Here is a 19,840-nt window from a genome sequence, read left to right on the forward strand (position 1 = left end):
AGCAGAGACTTAACTTAACTGATTATATAAAATTGTTCACTTTTTTGTATGGCTAAGAACGCTGAAAATGTTTGGATCAATTGTTTAAAGATTATTAAAGACATTGTAGAATGGCAACATTTTAAAACATGGTTTGAACCTATTACTCCTGTAGAACTAAAAGGGAATGTATTAATGATACAAGTTCCTTCTCAATTCTTTTATGAGTACTTAGAAGAACACTATGTTACTTTGCTTGCGAAAACCTTAAAACGTGAATTGGGTAAAGATGCTCGACTAGAATACCGTATTATGGTAGATAGTGGCAACACCAATAGCAGAAATGGTTCTGTTGATATTCCTGCACGTGGTCCTAAATCGATCAACAACAATGAAATGAATTTTCCATTGGTGATTGATAATCCGGTGAAGAATCCATTTGTAATTCCTGGTTTAAAGAAAATGCAAATTGACCCTCAATTGAATCATGGCTATATTTTTGATTCATTTATAGAGGGAGATTGTAATAGGGTTGCCCGTAGAGCTGGTAAAACAGTAGCTGAGAAGCCAGGTGCCAACTCATTTAATCCATTGGTTATATATGGTGGAGTTGGATTAGGCAAAACCCACTTGGCTCAAGCTATTGGAAATGATGTAAAAAGAATGCACCCTTCTAAAGTGGTGTTATATGTAAGTAGCGAAAAATTCATTAACCAATTTGTTGACCATAGTCGCAATAATGCCATTAATGATTTTATTCACTTCTATCAGTTGATTGATGTGTTGATTATTGATGACGTTCAGTTTTTTAGCAGAGCAGAAAAAAGCCAAGATGCTTTCTTTGCCATCTTTAACCACTTACACCAAAGCGGTAAGCAGTTGGTGTTAACTTCTGATAAACCACCTAAGGATTTAGATGGTATGCAAGAGCGTTTGTTGAGCAGGTTCAGATGGGGACTTAGTGCAGACTTGCAAGTACCCGACTACGAAACAAGAATTGAAATTCTAGAAAAGAAAATGAAGAACGACGGACTAGATATGCCTAAAGAGGTAATCAAGTACGTTGCATACAATATCAATACAAATGTGCGCGAATTAGAAGGCGCATTAATTTCTTTATTGGCTCAATCTTCTTTAAACAAAAAAGAAATAGATGTAGAGTTGGCTAAGAAAGTATTGAGAAACTTTGTTAAAACCAGCAGCAAAGAAATTACTATTGACGCCATTCAAAAAATGGTCTGCGAATATTTTGATGTTCCTTACGACCGTTTGCTTCACAAAACACGTAAAAGAGAAATTGTACAAGCCCGCCAAATTACTATGTACTTGGCCAAGGCATTTACCAAGAACTCTTTGAAGACTATCGGGGAGCATTTTGGAGGCAGAGACCATACTACTGTTATTCACTCTTGTCAAACAGTGAAAGACTTAATGGACACAGACTCTATTTTTAGAGAAAATGTAATGGAATTAACGCAGAAAGTGCAGTTAGCTGCTATGTAATTAAGTTTAGTTTCGCCTGAAAATACTGTGCATCCTGTCTCTTGTAGGCGGGATGTTTTATTTTATGATTTTTTGCATCATTTTTTGGCAGTTAAGCTTAGGAAACTTATTTTTGCAGCCCTCTCCCAAAAGGAGTAAGGACGGTGAGGTGGATGAGTGGCTGAAATCAGTAGTTTGCTAAACTGCCGTACGGGTTAAACTGTACCGCGGGTTCGAATCCCGCCCTCACCGCAGATTAACTAAACACTAATCTGCAAGCAAACTCAAGAATGATTTTCTCCGGCGAAAATCAGGATAACAAAGTCTCGGGAAGTAGCGCAGGCCGGTAGCGCACCTGGTTTGGGACCAGGGGGTCGCAGGTTCGAATCCTGTCTTCCCGACGAAACAAAAAGAGCCTCGGCAATAGCCGGGGTTTTTTTGTGCGCGAGTGTTGAGCGTTTACGCTCATAAACGAGAGCGCAAAAAAAACCAAAGAGCGCGAAGCGCTCAGGCTCATTTTGTTTCAGTACCCCCCACAATAGGATCACGGAGCGCAGCGACGTGAATCCTATTGTGATCAGCGAACATGAAAACTTATATATATTGGGTTAACAACTTTTTGGTAATTATCGAAATTCTAATTTATTTCAATTGTTTGTTAAAAAAGGAATAAAAAAGCAAAATTGGGATATAAAAATAGGAAGATCCAAACAACAATCAAACTATTTAATCAACTTTGGAATTTATCCTAAATCAATCAAGTTTAAGCTACTCTATATCTATCTTGATCTTAAGTTGCAAGACGTAGCAGTCACTGTTGAAAGAATAAATAATTATTTGTTTAGGTAAAGGCTAATCAGGAATGATGCTTTTACAAATAATGGATAATGCTCTTTGAAAATATAGAAGCGAATTGTATTTCGGCACTACGAATAATTATGGTGCAACACGAGTATATACTTGAGCTTTTTGCAAATAAGAATGCCGATCAGATAATATTCCTTAAATTTTTTTTTACACTTTCATTTCTTGATAAACCCAAAATATACATTCTGACTAAGCCTATTAATTCCAATAATCCATGCACAAACAGTGGATTCATGAAACACTAAGAATGAATTAAGAAAATTCTTAAATGAGTTTACGAAATGGAATATACTGATCAGAATGTTTTCGCTACATTCAAGGAAAAAAAGAAACAATACGAAAGTAAATTTTAATATGTTCACAAATACAAATGCTCGAAGCAAAAATATTTTCCGATCGCATGCTTGAACTTGTTCGCGACTCATTTTTTTCTCTTTTTATACAGATATAGCGATACCTGATCTCCCAAATTTAAAATCTCTGCAGATTTAGTCAGGTTCGCATGGTGTGCGATGGTTGACTTACAAGCGTGAGAAAAGCTTTATTACACCCCATGTAACACTGCTTAATCGTGTAGATCAATCACTTGAAAAGTATGCTTTATCAAAAAATACAAAGGTGCAACATACATGTTTTCCCAAAGTATCTATTCAATAACTCAACGAAGCTCTTAAAATGATTAGTGAAATTTGTGATAAGGGATGTCATTGAATTTCTTTATGGCCAGACATACGTTTGCCACGACTTTCACTCTTGAGCAGGATATTCCAATTACTACTAAAAAGAAATGATGGAATATGACATACTAGAAAGCACAATGAACTAAACTAAGACGTCAAAATGCCTGATATCTGCTGATATGAGATTATTGAATGAAAAAACTCGGACAAAATGCTGTGATTAATAAACAATTACAGACCTTCATTTTGCTTAAGATAAACTAATAAATTTAGTATTCCTATAAAAAAATACCCATTAATTTAATATTCAGTAAGTTAAATATCATATTTTTCAATTGCCGAAATCGAAATTGAACTTTTCTCAAAATAATTAGTGCTAATTACTAATATTTTTAGTAATTTGGTTTTATTCATCAGTGTTTGTAGATAATATTTTATGCACATGACGGATTTTATAGAGGGGAACTGTATAAAAAATACATAATAACTTATATATTTAGCATTATGGGAAAGCCTTTTGGGAACGAACTGGAATTATTGGATGAAACCATTGAATGGGCTTCAGGAGTGGACGTAGAATCTCTCTCAGCAAGTGTCAAAAAATATCACCATCCTGTTTACATCGTGGGTTCTGGCGGTTCATTTAGCGCCTGTATTTACGCAGCAGATCTGCTAACAGCCCGAGGTGTCTTTGCTAAAGCAGTTACACCATTGGAACTCTTTTATGCCAGATCAACGTTGCGGAGGTCAAATTTGATTTTTATAAGTGCAAGCGGACGCAACACAGATATTCTTTTTGCTTTTAAAAAGGCTGTTGAAAGCGAGCCGGTATCTGTCATCAGCATTTGTATGCAGAAAAAAACAAAATTAACTGCTCTTTCTTCAAATTATTCTGCTTGCACGACCTACGAATTTGAACTACCTACCGGTAAGGACGGTTTTTTGGCGACTAATTCGCTTGCAGCCTATTTTGCGATATTATACAGGGCAATCGAGAATCCTGTGTTAGGTAAGTTACCTGCCAAAAAGCCAGAATCATTTTACACAGATTTTATCAGGCAAACCACCACCGGTACTTGTTTTGCGATACTCTATGGTTCTTATAATCACGGGGTCGCCGTAGACCTTGAGTCTAAATTTTCTGAAGCTGGTTTAGCACCGTCTCTGCTAAGTGATTATAGGCATTTTGCTCATGGCAGACATCAATGGTTTGATAAAAGAGAAGACTCAGCCATTATTGCTCTAACAAGCAAATCAGATGAAAAGCTTGCTCATAAAACACTTGCGTTGTTACCTGACAAAATACCGAGAATCATATTGCATAGCGACGAACCCAATCATAGTGCTGCAATTCATTTGTTGGTGCAATCAATGCAAATCATTAAGCATTACGGGAAAAAGCAAGGCATCGACCCAGGCCGCCCTGGTGTCCCAGATTATGGTTCCAAAATTTATCATCTACGCTATGATAGGTTGATCAGTAATAGGGCAGAAACGAACATGGAAGTTGCCATTAAACGTAAGGCAAAAATCGAGGGTGCCGCAATTCTTAGCGATGATAGTTTAAAAGTCTGGAAGGGGTATTACGAAAGTTTTATTGAAACACTTAGTCTCGCAAAATATGGAAGTCTTGTTTTCGATTATGATGGAACGTTATGTTCTTCAGCCAATCGGTTTAAAGGCATGGGAGAAGATGTTCAACAGTTGCTGGTAAATTTTGTCAAGAAGGGATTCGTTTTAGGTATTATATCAGGTAGAGGCAAATCATTGCGAGAGGATCTTGAAAAAGCGTTTGCTAAAACACCTGAGCTAAAGAAGAACGTAATTGTAGGTTATTATAACGGAAGCGATATCGCTCCATTGACGAACTCCAAACGGCCGGATAAAACCAGCGCGATGCATCCATCTCTTAAGATAATTCAGGGAAAACTGGCGAAGATTGGAATTATCGGAGCCGAGAGCCCTAATCAGCTCACTTTTGGTTCTGCATCTACTGACGAATGGAGTACTTTGAGGGATGCCTTGTTAAATGAAATGATGTTGCTTGATCTCGAAGATATAACCGTTGTTGAATCCTCACATTCAATTGATGTCATACCAAGAAAAATTGCGTCAAAGAACAACATGCTTGCGCATTGTTACAAAAAAAGTAAGCAACTAGGGTTGGTGCAAGAAGCGCTATGTATTGGCGATAAAGGTCAGTGGCCAGGAAACGATTATGCATTACTTGCAAACAAATATTCGTTGAGTGTAGGTGAGGTATCTTCAAATCCTGATACGGGCTGGAATATCTGCCCTGCTGGGTTACGAGATGAGAAGGCAGTCGCTTACCTTTTTGAGAAAATAAAATTCAGTAAAGGATACTTTTCATTTCAAGCAAAATAAGAATACATGAAGATCGAAATAGCTGAAGCTTTACTGCAAAAAGTTCTTGAAAAGTCAACAATAACTGAAGATAGGATTGATGAGTATCGTAAGTATTTTCAAAGAATGGCTAAGTACAAGTATGACAATTACGAGCAGTATGGTGCTGGTATGCGCTTTATTGAAAAGCTTGCCCTTTGGCTTGACGGCATGGAAGATGCTGACAAAGAAACAGCATTGGAGTTTATAAAAAACCGAGTGGTGTTTATTTCTGCCTTGGAAATGCGTTTGTTGGTTGAGGCTTGTTATCCTGATTTAATAAAAGATATTCTGATTGATACTATTAATATTCAAAATTCATATCCGTCATACACACTTAATAAAGTCATCAATTCTCAGGAATACAAAATGCTTCTCAGACGTTCGCTTTTTTTTGGGATGAGCGATGGTGCACGTATTGATGAATTTAGGCGTGCTAATACGGGCAAAATATCACACGAGCAAATCTACCAGACCTATGAGCTATCCGAAGTTCGGGCAGAGAAAATGCAGAAGGAACTGATTCAGGATTTCCCTGGTCTCTTTGGACGTGAAGCTAAGGAGGGTGAAGACAAATTTCAGCGATTGTTTTTACTTGACGATTTTTCAGCAAGCGGAACCTCTTATTTGAAATATGATAAAGAGAAGGATAAATTGAAAGGAAAAATTGCTGGACTATACGAATCCGTTTTTTCAAAGGATAGTAAACTCTCAAAAATTTTTGATATCGACAATCTGAAAGTATATGTAATAATATATCTCTGCACTCAACAGGCCAAGAATGCCATTGAATCAAACTTCGATATACTCGAAGCAAAGTACGGTCATCGTCCACAACTTCTTACGATGCATACAATTCCGCAATCATTTGCGCTTGATCCATCCAGTGATCAAGACAAACTGATATGTGAGATCTGCATGAAAGATCAATATTATGACCCTAAATTACAAAATAAGCATACCGACCAAGGAGGTACTGATGTAAAAATGGGCTTTGGAGGATGTGGTCTGCCTTTAATTCTCCATCACAATACCCCTAATAATTCTGTACCTATATTATGGTCATATGAGAACAGTAAATTTGAAGGATTGTTTCCAAGAATTCCAAGACATATAGTGCTATGAGAATAGATAAAAATCCTTTCGTAACCCGTACGTCTGAATATATTGACATGGAGGAAAAATTCATTCAATTATTCAGTGCTGATATATTGCAGCTATTTAAGGATGATGAACTTTGGAATAAGGTTAATGTACTAAGGAGTTCTCCTGGCGGTGGTAAAACGACATTATTAAAGCTATTCACCCCAAAGGTCCTTCATGCCATTACTCTTAATAAAAATCATAATGAGCATGTCAAAGAAGTGTTCTTGGAGCTAAAGTCCCGTGGGGTATTTGATCGTCAGGAAAGGATTAATGTTGTTGGAACATATATTTCATTCAATACCCAATTTTCAACTTTCGAATATCTTCCTTTTCCAGCCGGGCAGCAACTCAGGATATTTTTTTCGCTAGTGAATGTAAGATCGATCTTATCCTTTTTGAAATCTTTGTGCCTTGTCAAAGATTTTCAATACCCGCAGCAATTAGATAGGATATCCTTTGGTGATACAACATTACCGAGCATGCCTTCACCGCTTCATATGTTGTCAAAAGGATATGAATTATATTCGTGGGCTATTGCTCAAGAAGAAAAGATTTTCGATGCTGTGGATAGTATCAACCTAAAAGATGTTGAGCAATTAACCGGTAGTGATGATTTATACGCCCTAGATTTCCTCGCGGCAGCTAATATTCGTGTTGATGGGGAACCAATAAAAGAGAAAGTGTTAGTCATGTTTGACGATGTGCAAAATCTATCGCGCAGTCAGCGTAATCATTTAGTAAAAACGATAGTCGATAAAAGGCCCCTGGTAAATACTTGGATTGCAGAACGGCTCCGTGCTTTAACTATGGAAGAGTTGCTTTCCGAGGGACAGATTGAACAACGAGATTTACGGATTATTGAACTGGAAAAGTTCTGGTCACGGCGATACCAACAGTTTGAAAAATTTGCAAAATCTGTTGCCAATCGAAGGCTAGAATCTGCTTTCCCGGATCAGCAGTATGATTTTAGTAGTTTTTTGATGTCCTCTATGGGCCATGGCAACACCGTAAAGATTGAAAAGGCATTGACCACAGTGAAAGAAAGGATTAAAGAAAAGTTTGGTAAGCAGGAACAATATAAAGCTTGGATTTCACAAAAGGAGGAGTTGCAGGGTGAACCTTTTCATTTATTGATCGAATGGAGAACGCTTGAGATCATCCTTCACCGTGAGAGTAATCAGGCAAACCTGTTTGATTTTACAGAGCTTAGTGAAGACCAGTTGCAGGAGCAGGAAGGAAATGAAGAGAAGGTGGCGGCACAGTTGTTTGTTTATCGGGAATTTGGCATTCCCTTTTATTATGGATTTGAACTCGTTGCTCGATTATCATCTTCTAATATTGAACAGTTTCTCACAATCGCCTCCGCATTATTTGAGGAGATACGAAGTAATTCAATTAAAAAAGTGTTACGGTCACAGACGACGCTGCATATAACGCCAGAAAAACAACAGCAGATCATTCAAAAACTGGCTGGTGAAAAGTGGAAGGCATTGGATAAGCGTGTCCATGAATTTAATGACATAAAAAGATTGCTCGACGCAATAGGCGAACTTTGCCGGTCTGAAACTTATGTGCCGAATGCCTGGAATGCACCCGGTATTAACGGAATTGCTATTACAATGGCCGAACGCAATTTACTTAAGGATTATGCTTTAAAAGATAACACACATATCTATCATTATCTCGCTAGATGCCTTGTGCTATGCATTAGCTATAACCTAATAGATATCAAACTAAATTATCGCTGCAAAGGAAAAGATTTAATGATCATTTACCTTAACAGGCTATACTGTGCCAAATATGAACTCCCCCTACATAATGGCCGTTTTAAAGAACGAAACCTTGGAATCTTAGCTGGTTATCTTACCAAAGGTTTCCAAGGTCAAATTAAAATGAAAATGTAATATGAGGTGGGAAAATTACATATTAAGAAGTGATGAAAAGTTCATGCCTTTTTGGAATGAATATTTGGCGCAACCACGGGACATTCTCTATATCATGGGACTTGGTTTTGATCCGAGATCTGTAGTGGGAATTTCAAACATTTATGGAGTGAAAAGTACTGGACTGCGTGATACACTAATCGTTCGATACTACAAAAACGAGAAGGATAAATTTTCATCGACTCATCCTAAAGTAGTTGAAAACCTTTCTACCCTTACTGATTTTTTATTAGCGAACGGCCATGCGTCTTTCACCGAAAAAGATGTAATTTTTAGATCAGATGAAGACACTAGTATTACTGCACTCCAATCTGGTGGTATTATAGCATCAACGAGTGACATAGAGCAGTATTCAGATATTATCGTTGACATTAGTGCCATGCCCAGAAGTGTTTTTATCCCATTAATTGTAAAACTGCTGATGTTGATTGATGGTCATAATGCAACTTCAGGCGCTACAGTTAAAAATTTGCATATTGTTGTAGCGGAAAATCCATCTCTTGATGGAAAAATCCATGATAATGGTACAGATGAAGAAGCAGATTATATACACAGTCTTCGCGCAAGAGAGATCAGTAAATATGAAGACCAAAAGGAAGTTTGGATTCCCATATTAGGTGAAAATCAGGAGGAGCAATTTGCTAAAATTCGAAAGAAGTTATCACCTGTTGAAACCTGTCCGATATTGCCATTCCCATCTGAAAACCTGCGACGTGGTGACAATCTTATTAATAAGTATGGTGAAATGCTGTTCAATGATGCAGATTTTGAAACAAAAAATATTGTGTATGCAGATGAGGGAAATCCGTTTCATGTTTACCGTTTACTCAATAAAACGATTGAAAGATATAATCGGTCGTTTCAAATTCTGGAGGGTTGCAAAATCGTTGTTTCGGCACTTTCCAGCAAATTATTGACTGTTGGCGCGTTTTTGTCTGTATATGAGCAAAAAACACTTGGGAAAAATGTTGGAATTATGCATGTAGAATCGTTAGAGCATGCTTTGGATGATGATTACGAGACAGTAAAAAATGAAGTTGAAAAAAACCATAAATTATTCGAAATTTGGCTCGCGGGAGAACCCTACATTGGACTATGAAAAACGCACCTGTTTGTTTTGGGACCGGTTTGGTCGCTTTAGATGTCATTTTAAACGGCAGCCCAGCCACTTTGCCTAAGCTTTCGGCTGGCGGGTCGTGCGGTAATGTTTTGAGTATTCTCAGTTACCTGAATTGGTCTGCATATCCGGTAGCTAGACTTGCAAATGATCGCGCAGGTGCAGAACTTGTCTTAGATATGACCAGATGGGGGGTTCATCAAGAATTCCTTTCCCAAACGGAAGAAGGAAGCACGCCGATAATAATCCATCGTATTTTAAAGGATAAAAATGGTCTCCCTATACATAAATTTGAATTTAAAGACCCGGAGACCAAAGGTTGGCTTCCACAGTTTAAGCCAATTACAAAAAATGTTGCCGCTGAAGTAATGCACTCTAATCTGATTCCACAGGTGCTGTATTTTGACCGTATGAATCCAGGTACATTTGAGCTTGCAAAATACTATAAAGCAAAAGGATCTGTTATTTTTTTCGAACCGACATCGGCGAAAGACGAGGAATTATTTGAAAAGTTTCTAGCATTGGCTGATGTTGTCAAGTACTCACACGAACGTATTCCAGAATTTAGAATAAAGCACCCTTCAATTACCTCTTTTTTGGAAATTGAAACACTAGGAAAGGAAGGTTTAGTTTTTCGCTGTAAAAATCGAACTAAACCCAATCATTGGAAAGAGGCTAAAGGTTTTGATATTGAAAAGGTGCAGGATGCTGCAGGTGCTGGCGATTGGTGTTCAGCAGGCTTGATTACTCAGTTGTGCAGTAACGGCTATAAAGGTTTATCTAGTTCTTCACATAATGATGTTGAGAAAGCCATCAGTTTTGGCCAAATTCTTGGCGCCCTTAATTGTTTATATGATGGTGCACGCGGATTGATGTACTATATCGAGTCCAAAAAACTGGTTAAAGCTGTTGCAAGTGTCGAAATGAGTAAATCTATTTCTAGCCTGAAACTGCCTACAACTCCGATTATTGATATAAGCTCGAATCTAAGGTTTGCAAAACTCTACAGTAAGAAATAATAAAATAGTTGTGTTTGGTATTCTACAAATCGGTATGTCGCCTCCGTTTTCGCGCTTCTTTTCTGCTTTCTATAATTCTACCGAATAGAAATTCCTCTATATCATCATAGTTGAGTTCTAATTCGTCTATTGCAATATCTACATCTTTCTCTTCCAAAATACTCGCTGGAATTACAATTGTATGCTCAAAGATTATATTGTCGGTATCCTCTGCCAAGTACACATGATCATTCCAATCGGATACTGATGGTAATTTTACATCATCATAAATTTCATAGTACAATGATCGATCCATAAAGAAATCGATGGAAGCTTCCCCAGTTATTTTTAACGGAACGTAAAATTCTCCATCAATTAATTTTACCTCGTCTGTATTGATTGATACTTTGACATCATCAATCGATCCGACAGAGATATGATCATCGTTTGATAGAGGATAGTCAACGAAAGCTTCAAACGGTTTCCACAGATATACTTCTTCTTCAATGACTTTCCGCACCGACGGTATCAAGTCGATGAATTTCATCATTAATAATTCGTTTTTGCCTTTATGCTCATAGTAGAGTTTAGTACATTCAAACTCATTTGAATTGTAAAAATTCTCAAATGTTTTGTGAACAGTAATGTTTGATATCGTAGCAGCTGTAGCTCCTAGGTTCTCATCGCTCGAAAGAAAATGTATTGGATGTTTTAATGCAAGGTCCTTCAGGCTTTCGAAAATATAGGCATCGGGAATATCTTCTCTACTTTTTAATTTTTTAAACGGCGGCAAGACAGAGAAATATCCTTCAAATATTTTCGCTGTGTAATCTTCACGAAGTGGATGAAGAATAGAGTTAGTTTCTTTTATGTATTCATTCCAGACCTTCTCCACTGAATCTTTCACCATAGGTTTCGTCTTACGTATTTGATAAGCAATTCTATTAAGGACTAATTCCTCATCTTCGTGGAGACCCTTACGCGATAGGTTTTTAAGTTTATTTTCTGCAGTGTCGAGTTCACTGGTAATATCTGCAATATTATGCGAAGTGCATTCCTTGTAAACTATCCAAGGAAAATGCATCTTAACTAATCCAAGCTTAGCCAAGGAACGCATGTAAATCATATCGGTTTTGTTTAAAGATCTATCAGTACGCAAAACGTTACTATCAAAAACGACATGTATTAAATCTGGCTTTCTTACCGTAGGTTCTTCCATCAATAGAATATTTATATCACAAAAATACTAAATACATTTTGTGGGCAGTGCTTTCTTCCGAACCTTGTAGATCTCAAGCCAGCCTTTTTACACTCATAATTGCCCCATAACATTAAATTAATCAACATCACCGTAGGGTCACCCTCCATTTTCAGAATCGTCGAATAAAGGGCGGTTGTTCAGCCCCCTTCTTAACCAGTGAAAGAACAAACGTTTACATCCTTACTTACGCGATACCGCCTAGGTGCAGCTACACCTGACGAGCGGGAGTTCCTGGAGCGCATGTTTGAATGATTATCAAACGAGCCTAAATCATCACAGAAGAAGACTGGCAGTTGGCGCAAGGGGAGGAAAGCATGTTTAAAGCGATCACAGCTGGATATGAACGGGAAGAAGAACCAATTGCCGCGGAAACAGAACAGACAGACGCCACACGGATTGGCACGCCGTGCCGGGATCAGAAGATTGATCACAGTGGTAACAGCTGCATGTGTTCTGGCACTTGCTAGCGTAGGGTCGTATTTCCTGTTTTTTAACGGAGGCAGACAAGGCCCAACCAGCCCTTACTGCCCAACACACCGGAATTCGAGATGAATAAGTCGATCAAGGGAAAGACCGGTCCTTTCAGCGACCTCCAGTAGCTCAAGTCGCAGTTCTTGTCGGCAGGTATTAAGCTTACCAGAAAATAAACGGAGATCAAAACTCATTGGTTAAACTTTTGATCTTATAGATATATTGAAATGGAATGAGAGGACGATAGTTCTAATCGGTGGTACAAAATTTACATACAAACTGATATAAAAAAAGCACCATTGATATCCTGTATTTTGTACCTTAACAATAGTTCTTTCACAAACACATTTTCTATCCTGAGTTATTCCTTGAGTTAAGCTTTTTAAAAAAGTAACTTGCTGAATATTAACATATTAGTGCCCCCCCCATTTAATTTCAATTAAAAAAGAATTAATTTGAAAGATATATTCTTTTAATACAACCAATTCATGAAAAGTTATCTTTTAAAAGGGTTATTCTTTTGCTGTTTATTTTTCTCGTGGACCAATTTTGTTATTGCCCAAAAACAAAATATTTTTTCATTAGTAAAAGAAGCTGATCCAGCAAAACTTAAAAAGTACCTAGATACGACTAAAATTCCGCTTAATATAACGAATACAAAAGGCTATTCACCTTTGCATATGTTGATTGAGCACTATGTACAATATCGTGTTGATTATGCTGCAACTGATGAAGCAAAATACAATATCACCACTACAAAATCAGAGATGTATTGGGATTGTATGAAATTGTTATTAGATAAAGGAGCACCACCAAATCAATTGACTCCTGAAGGGTGGAATGCTTTACAATATGCGGTGCTAAATGGTAAACTATCTGCTATTAACCAAATACTATTAAAAGCAAAGGGGGGAGATATCAGAGACCAAAATGGAAATACACTATTGCATTTAAGCATGTTAATCAATCCTGATGAAATAATGCCAACTTTTCATGAGCAGTTAAGTGGGCTATTAGTAGCTTATAAAATTGAAAAATATACTACTAATTTCCTGGGTCAAACTCCACTTGTTTTTTACATGAGTCAACCTAGGTGTAATTGGAAAAATCCTTTAAACGTACCAGCTTTTAAAATACCATCAACCACTAACTCGCAAACAAATATTAATTGTCAAACAAGTGCAACAAACCGAATGTTAGAAGTTTTTCAAGACTATGAACTTAAGTGTATTTTAACCAAAGACTTTTCAGGAAGAAATGCTATGGATTATATGAAAATACAGAATCCTTGGGCAGAAAAGTCTTTCGCCTCTTTTGTGAGTCGTGCCTCGGCAGCCCATAAAGAAGTAGAGAATTACCAACGGCAGATAAATGAAATTACTAGGCAGAATTTGGAAATATACAAAAATAACAAGCTAGCTGCTAAGGGTAGTAATGAGTGTACAAAATGTTTAGTAGACAAATCATTTAATATCAAATACGAGTATGATTGCAATAAAAATCAGTTTAGCAATGATAAAATTGTTGCTTATAAAATGACTTCAAAAGTATCATTTGAGGTTAAACCTAACAAGATGGTAATTTTTTTTCCTAATCATGTAATTGAAGCCCCTATTATTGCAAGTAAGTATAATACTATTGGATTTATAGAGTATGAGTTGGATAATTATGCATTTAAATCAGTAGGTTTTAAAAATGATTTGAGTCATGTCTTTTTAATACGTAAAACTGGAACTGTAGAGGGATTTTGTAATTTTTAGTATGATAAACAAAATAATTCCATGACTAAAATAGTAGGCTTTCTCCGCGGCATCAATGTTGGTGGTCATCATAAAGTGCCAATGGCAGAGCTAAAAAATATCCTTACTCAATTTGGCTGTGAAAATGTAATAACGATTTTGAATTCAGGAAATTTTGTATTCGAATTAAAAAATGATGACCTTAAAGCTTTAGAAAACAAAATAGAATCAGTTCTAGCTAAATCATTTGGATTTGCTATCCCAGTGATTTTAATCTCCCATAAACAATTAACCCAATTGGTTAATAAAGACCCTTTTGCAGGCATTGATGTTCACAAAAATATTCGACTATATATATCATTTTTAAAGGATACACCTAAGGTAAAGCTTGCTATTCCTTACATATCCAATGACCAAGCATTCAGCATTATTGGTGTGAAAGATAAAATCATTGCAAGTGTTTTAGATATCACTACCACTAATACCCCAAAAGGAATGGAAGACTTAGAAAAGCTTTTTGGGAAAAATATTACCACCAGAAATTGGAATACGATTCAGAAAATACATAATTGTTGAAAAATTCACATTATAGTGTGAAAAATGAGCTAATTTATCTTGAAGTCATTAAAATATTTAAAAATTCACATTTCGGTGTGAAAATTGTTACTTTTTTCGATTATTTTCATAATATTGTATCATAAATCACACTATAATGTTAATTAGTGAAATAGGAAATAGGATAAAATTGAGAAGAAAGGCATTACGAATTACTCAATCAGATTTAAGCCAACTTGCCAATATTTCAATAAACACTTTATACAAAATTGAGAGAGGTCAAACCAATCCAACAATTGATATTATTGAGAAGATTATAGCAGTCTTAGGTTTGGAAATGAAACTATCAGTAAAAGAAAGTTCAATTAATCCTCTTTCATGAGAAAATTAGGCATTTATCGTAATAAAGAATTTGCAGGAATGCTTACAGAAGTAAGCAGAGAAATGTATGTTTTTGAATATGATGAAGCATATTATAATGACAATTCAAAACCTCCAATAAGTCTCACCATTCCGAAATCACAAAAAGAGTTCACTTCATCTTTTTTGTTCCCATTCTTTTTTAATATGCTATCTGAAGGTGTCAATAGGCAATTGCAATGTAGACTGCTAAAAATAGATGAGCACGATCATTTTGGGTTACTTTCTGCTACTGCACAACATGATACTATTGGAGCAATAACTGTAAAACCATTCAAATTTTAATGAGCCAAATAGAAATAACATATTGTCCAGGAACATTATCAGAGGGTTTTACAACTTATAGCCCTTCGTGTTTACGCAATATGTTTAATAATAAAAAAGTAAGTCATATCCTTCCTTACGACGCTCCACAAGTAAATGAAGTTGATTCAGAAAAATTTATGGAGAATAGAAAAAGGATATCTATATCTGGTGTTCAAGAGAAAATGTCTTTGCTATTAAATAAAAATAATTTGCGTTTAACTGAAAATGGAGAGCAAGGAACATATATATTAAAACCAATTCCTAGAGATCTTAAAAAAGTTGATCAAGTGCCTGCCAATGAGCACTTAACAATGCAAATAGCCTCTCAAGTATTCGGTATTAACACTGCTCATAATGCAATGATTTTTTTTAAGAATGGTTCTCCTGCATATATCACAAAGCGTTTTGATGTTAGGGCGGATGGATCAAAATGGGGTAAGGAAGATTTTGCAACGCTTGCTGGAAGAACTAAAGATAATGCAGGTGCTGATTTTAAATATACATACTCTTATGAAGCTGCAGCAGCTATCATAAGACAATATGTTCCTGCATGGAGGGTAGAAATTGAAAAGTATTTTAAAATAATAGTATTCAATTACCTTTTTTTAAATGGGGATGCACATTTAAAAAACTTTTCCTTATTGGAAAGTGAAACAGGAGATTATTTATTAAGCCCTGCATATGATTTAATCAATACAAGGTTGCATGTGGATGATACAGATTTTGCATTAGATAAAGGATTATTTGAAGACAATTATCAATCTGAAACCTTTAAAAAAACATTCCATAGGGGGAAGCATGATTTTGAAGAGTTTGCAAAAAGAATAGGCGTTTCAGAAAATAGAATTGAAAAATTATTAGAACCATTTTTAGTTAAGCAAAAAACTGTTGAGATCCTTGTAAATCATTCCTTTCTAAATAATCCCAATAAGCGCGGATATTTAATGGATTATAGTTCAAGAAGAAACTTACTGATAAAGTGAGTTTGATTTTGCCTCATTTAATTAAAGCTATCTTTGTATATTATAACATAATATGACCTTTCAAGAACTTAATCTCAATACAGCCCTCTACTCAGCCTTAGATGATTTAGGGTATACAACCCCTACAACTATTCAACATAAGGTATTTCCAATAGCAATGTCTGGAAAAGATGTATGTGGGATTGCCCAAACAGGAACCGGTAAAACTATTGCTTATTTATTGCCCTGTTTAAAACAATGGAAGTTTGACAAAAATAAAAACCCACAAATTTTAGTGGTTGTTCCAACCAGAGAATTGGTTGCTCAAGTGGTAGAAACCGTTAAGAAATTGACTTCTTATATGAGTTTGATTGTGGTAGGTGTTTATGGCGGTGTAAATATCAATACCCAGCAATTGGAAGTGGAGAAAGGGGTAGATGTATTGGTTGCTACTCCAGGACGTTTGTTTGATTTGGCCATGAACGGAGCTTTTAAAACAAAGTATATTAAAAAGCTAGTGATTGATGAAGTAGATGAAATGATGAATCTTGGATTTCGCACACAGTTGAGAAATATTATGGATTTGTTGCCTCCGAAAAGACAAAATCTATTGTTTTCTGCAACCATTACTGAAGAAGTAGAATCTTTAATGGAAACCTATTTTAATGCACCTATTCGTGTAGAAGCTGCCCCAACTGGTACGCCATTAGATAATATAGAACAAAGCCGTTTTAATGTTCCTAATTTTTACACCAAAGTAAACTTGCTAGAACTATTATTAGAGCAAGATACATCAATGACGAAAGTTTTGGTTTTTGCAGCAACCAAAAAATTAGCTGATCAATTATTTGAGTCATTGGAACAGAGATTTGCAGGTTCAATAGGGATCATCCATTCTAATAAAGAACAAAACCATCGCTTTAATACCGTTAAAAAATTCAAGGATGGTGATTACAGATTTATTATTGCTACTGATATTGTTGCGAGGGGAATTGACATTGCCGAAGTAACACATGTGATCAATTTTGATACACCTGATGTTCCTGAAAACTATATACATCGAATTGGAAGAACAGGACGGTTTGATAAGAAGGGAATTGCCATCACTTTTACCACCGAGAAAGAAATGCCTTTTATTGTTGCAATTGAGCAATTGATGAAATACGAAATACCTGTTAATGAATTACCAATTCACTTGAGTATCTCCGATATTCTTACAGAAGACGAGAAGCCTAAAGTGTATATGAAAGTTCCGTATATTAAGCCAAAAAAGAAATCGGAAGCTGGTCCTGCATTTCATGAAAAATCAGCAAAGAATCAAAAGCGAAATGTAAAAGTGAGGCGTAAAGATGCCATGAAGAAAAAATATGGCAAACCCATCAAAAGAGGAGCAAAAAAATAATCATCAACCAATAATTTTCTAAATTCAAGAATATGAAAAAGAATAAATTCATTGTCCTTTTAACATTGGGGTTTCTTGCTTTTTCAATAAATACTTTCTCCCAATCTTCTTCTAAGCCAACTTATGTAATTGTGCATGGAGCTTGGGGCGGTGGATGGGCATTTAAAAAAGTTGATTCTTTGCTTACAGCAAGTGGTAATAAAGTATACAGGCCTACTTTAACTGGTCAAGGTGAACGCGTACATTTAGCTACACCTGAAGTTGGATTGGGTACGCATATCAATGATGTAGTAAACACTATTCTTTTTGAAGACCTAAAAAATATCATTTTAGTTGGTCATAGTTATGGCGGTATGGTTGTAACGGGAGTAGCTGATAGTTTACCAGAAAGAATTTCCAAACTGGTTTATTTAGATGCTTTTGTGCCTGAAGATGGAGAGAGTGTATTTGCTCAAGGTAAAACACCCGAAGGCATGAAGCCCTTGATTGAAAATGGATTTTTAGTTCCAAGATGGGTAAGGCCGAATCAATCAGCTCCAAAAGATGTTCCTCATTCTGTAAAAACTTTTACCGATAAAATCAGTTTAAAAAATCCAAAACGATTATCCATACCTACCGCCTATATACTTACTGTAGAGAAAGGCAAGGACTCTGATAAAGATGATTTTTCTACACAAGCCGATAAGGCTAGAAATAAAAATTGGCCTGTCACAATTTTAGAAGCAGATCACAATCCTCAATGGTCAGCACCTTTTGCTTTAGTAGGATTATTCAATAAGCTTAAATCCAACTAACATTTAAATCTTTCAGCAGTTGCTTTCTCCAAATCTTCTCTATGATCTGGATGCGCTATACTGATTAATGCTTTTGCACGTTGGGTCATATTCATTCCAAATAAATTCACTGCACCGTATTCGGTAACCACCCAGTGTATATGTCCTCTGGTTGTTACTACACCTGCCCCTTGTTTTAAGTATGGTACAATCCTAGAAATCCCTTTATTGGTGACCGATGGAATGGCTATGATGGGCTTTCCACCTTCGGACAGTGCTGCGCCCCTAATAAAATCCATTTGACCACCAATACCTGAGTATTGATACATGCCAATAGAGTCGGAACAAACCTGTCCTGTTAAATCTATTTCAATTGCACTATTGATGGCGGTTACTTTCTTATTCAAACTCAACACCCTTGGGTCGTTTACATAATCAATGTCTAATGATTTGATGATGGGGTTGTCGTCTGCAAAATCGTAAAGGGCTTTAGTACCCAACATAAATGAAGTAACACAATAGCCTTTTACAATTTTCTTTCTACTGTTGTTAATGGTTCCATTTTGAATCAATGGAATTACGCCATCGGAAAACATTTCTGTGTGTAGTCCTAAATTTTTATGGTTGGTTAAGTTCTTCAAAACTGCATCTGGTATACTTCCAATACCCAATTGTAATGTAGCTTCATCTTCTACCAATTCTGCAACAATTTTTCCAATTTGATGATGCACTGCTGTTGCACCACTTGCATAACTTACTTCTGGCAATGGATCATCTGTCCATACTGCCATATCAAAGCGAGAGAAAGGAATAAACCCATCTCCATGTACCCGGGGCATATTGGGATTCACTTGTGCAATCACTAATTTAGCCGAACGCAACGCAGACTTTACAATGTCTACTGAAGTACCCAATGAACAATAACCATGTTTATCTGGAGGCGAAACGGAAACAATGGCAACATCTACTGTTAAAATATTTCTATTAAACAACAAGGGGATCTCACTCAAAAACACGGGCGTATAATCGCCCATTCCTTGACTAATGGCTTTTCTGTTGCTTTCAGAAACAAATAGTGAATTCATGTAAAAATGCCCCGAGAGGGAAGGATCATTTAAGTTAACGCCTTGTTGGGTTATACTAATTAATTCAACGTTTTGTAAACGCTCTTTTTGATTTACCAACTCATTAATTAATCTTACAGGCGTTGCGGCACTTCCATGTAAGAAAACAGTTGTATTGGATTGAATTTGTTGAATAGCTTCGGTGGCGGTTACAAAATGTTGCTTATTTATCATAGGTTTTTTATGCTTGTCAAAATTAATGTAATCATTCA

At 36.2% G+C, this 19,840-nt stretch carries 15 protein-coding genes and 2 tRNA genes; 15 read left to right on the top strand and 2 right to left on the bottom strand.

Going from position 1 to position 19,840, the window contains the following annotated elements; all coding sequences use genetic code 11:
- Positions 1–48: 48 nt before the first annotated feature.
- From dnaA to Q8S25_RS01985, 8 genes are all read left to right on the top strand, one after another.
- The gene (dnaA, locus tag Q8S25_RS01950; protein ID WP_295186756.1) at positions 49–1,482 is read left to right on the top strand and encodes a chromosomal replication initiator protein DnaA; all 1,434 of its coding nucleotides are present in this window, start codon (positions 49–51) and stop codon (positions 1,480–1,482) included.
- Between the two features lie 142 nt (positions 1,483–1,624).
- A tRNA-Ser gene (locus Q8S25_RS01955) sits at positions 1,625–1,713 on the top strand.
- Positions 1,714–1,788: 75 nt separating this feature from the next.
- Positions 1,789–1,862 (top strand) — tRNA-Pro (locus Q8S25_RS01960).
- A 1,650-nt stretch (positions 1,863–3,512) separates the two neighbouring features.
- Positions 3,513–5,393: an SIS domain-containing protein gene (locus Q8S25_RS01965; RefSeq protein ID WP_305534352.1), complete on the top strand. Its 1,881-nt coding sequence runs from the start codon at positions 3,513–3,515 to the stop codon at positions 5,391–5,393.
- 6 nt (positions 5,394–5,399) lie between these two features.
- Positions 5,400–6,536, top strand: a complete 1,137-nt coding sequence (locus tag Q8S25_RS01970; RefSeq protein ID WP_305534354.1) for a hypothetical protein — start codon at positions 5,400–5,402, stop codon at positions 6,534–6,536.
- Positions 6,533–8,461, top strand: a complete 1,929-nt coding sequence (locus tag Q8S25_RS01975) for a hypothetical protein (protein WP_305534356.1) — start codon at positions 6,533–6,535, stop codon at positions 8,459–8,461. The genes Q8S25_RS01970 and Q8S25_RS01975 overlap by 4 nt, the downstream gene beginning before the upstream one ends.
- A 1-nt stretch (position 8,462) precedes the next feature.
- Positions 8,463–9,599: a hypothetical protein gene (locus tag Q8S25_RS01980; protein WP_305534358.1), complete on the top strand. Its 1,137-nt coding sequence runs from the start codon at positions 8,463–8,465 to the stop codon at positions 9,597–9,599.
- Complete coding sequence (locus Q8S25_RS01985) at positions 9,596–10,636, top strand: PfkB family carbohydrate kinase (RefSeq protein WP_305534360.1); 1,041 nt, start codon at positions 9,596–9,598, stop codon at positions 10,634–10,636. Before Q8S25_RS01980 ends, Q8S25_RS01985 begins: the two co-directional genes overlap by 4 nt.
- Positions 10,637–10,658: 22 nt before the next feature.
- Here Q8S25_RS01985 and Q8S25_RS01990 read toward each other — a convergent pair whose 3' ends face one another.
- Positions 10,659–11,834: a PIN domain-containing protein gene (locus tag Q8S25_RS01990; protein WP_305534362.1), complete on the bottom strand. Its 1,176-nt coding sequence runs from the start codon at positions 11,832–11,834 to the stop codon at positions 10,659–10,661.
- Between the two features lie 1,001 nt (positions 11,835–12,835).
- Between Q8S25_RS01990 and Q8S25_RS01995 the strand changes: the two genes are divergently transcribed.
- The 7 genes from Q8S25_RS01995 to Q8S25_RS02025 all read left to right on the top strand — a co-directional run bounded on the left by Q8S25_RS01995 (position 12,836) and on the right by Q8S25_RS02025 (position 18,525).
- On the top strand, positions 12,836–14,107 hold the full coding sequence (locus Q8S25_RS01995) for an ankyrin repeat domain-containing protein (protein WP_305534364.1): 1,272 nt from the start codon (positions 12,836–12,838) through the stop codon (positions 14,105–14,107).
- A gap of 21 nt (positions 14,108–14,128) precedes the next feature.
- Positions 14,129–14,662 carry a DUF1697 domain-containing protein gene (locus Q8S25_RS02000; protein WP_305534366.1) on the top strand — a complete coding sequence of 178 codons (534 nt, stop codon included), beginning with the start codon at positions 14,129–14,131 and terminating at the stop codon, positions 14,660–14,662.
- Positions 14,663–14,798: 136 nt separating this feature from the next.
- Positions 14,799–15,023 (top strand): helix-turn-helix domain-containing protein, encoded by a 225-nt coding sequence (locus tag Q8S25_RS02005; protein WP_305534368.1) that lies wholly within the window; start codon positions 14,799–14,801, stop codon positions 15,021–15,023.
- Positions 15,020–15,346 (top strand): HipA N-terminal domain-containing protein, encoded by a 327-nt coding sequence (locus tag Q8S25_RS02010; protein WP_305534370.1) that lies wholly within the window; start codon positions 15,020–15,022, stop codon positions 15,344–15,346. Before Q8S25_RS02005 ends, Q8S25_RS02010 begins: the two co-directional genes overlap by 4 nt.
- Positions 15,347–15,426: 80 nt before the next feature.
- Positions 15,427–16,350, top strand: coding sequence for a type II toxin-antitoxin system HipA family toxin (locus tag Q8S25_RS02015; protein WP_305534372.1), 924 nt, complete (start codon positions 15,427–15,429; stop codon positions 16,348–16,350).
- 52 nt (positions 16,351–16,402) lie between these two features.
- Complete coding sequence (locus Q8S25_RS02020; protein WP_305534374.1) at positions 16,403–17,731, top strand: DEAD/DEAH box helicase; 1,329 nt, start codon at positions 16,403–16,405, stop codon at positions 17,729–17,731.
- A 32-nt stretch (positions 17,732–17,763) separates the two neighbouring features.
- Positions 17,764–18,525, top strand: coding sequence for an alpha/beta fold hydrolase (locus Q8S25_RS02025; RefSeq protein WP_305534376.1), 762 nt, complete (start codon positions 17,764–17,766; stop codon positions 18,523–18,525).
- Here Q8S25_RS02025 and Q8S25_RS02030 read toward each other — a convergent pair.
- On the bottom strand, positions 18,522–19,802 hold the full coding sequence (locus tag Q8S25_RS02030) for an acetyl-CoA hydrolase/transferase family protein (RefSeq protein ID WP_305534378.1): 1,281 nt from the start codon (positions 19,800–19,802) through the stop codon (positions 18,522–18,524). The two genes, Q8S25_RS02025 and Q8S25_RS02030, sit on opposite strands and share 4 nt — an antisense overlap.
- Positions 19,803–19,840: the final 38 nt, after the last annotated feature.

It is taken from the genome of Sediminibacterium sp. (genome assembly GCF_030695065.1).
In the GTDB taxonomy this organism is placed as follows: domain Bacteria; phylum Bacteroidota; class Bacteroidia; order Chitinophagales; family Chitinophagaceae; genus Sediminibacterium.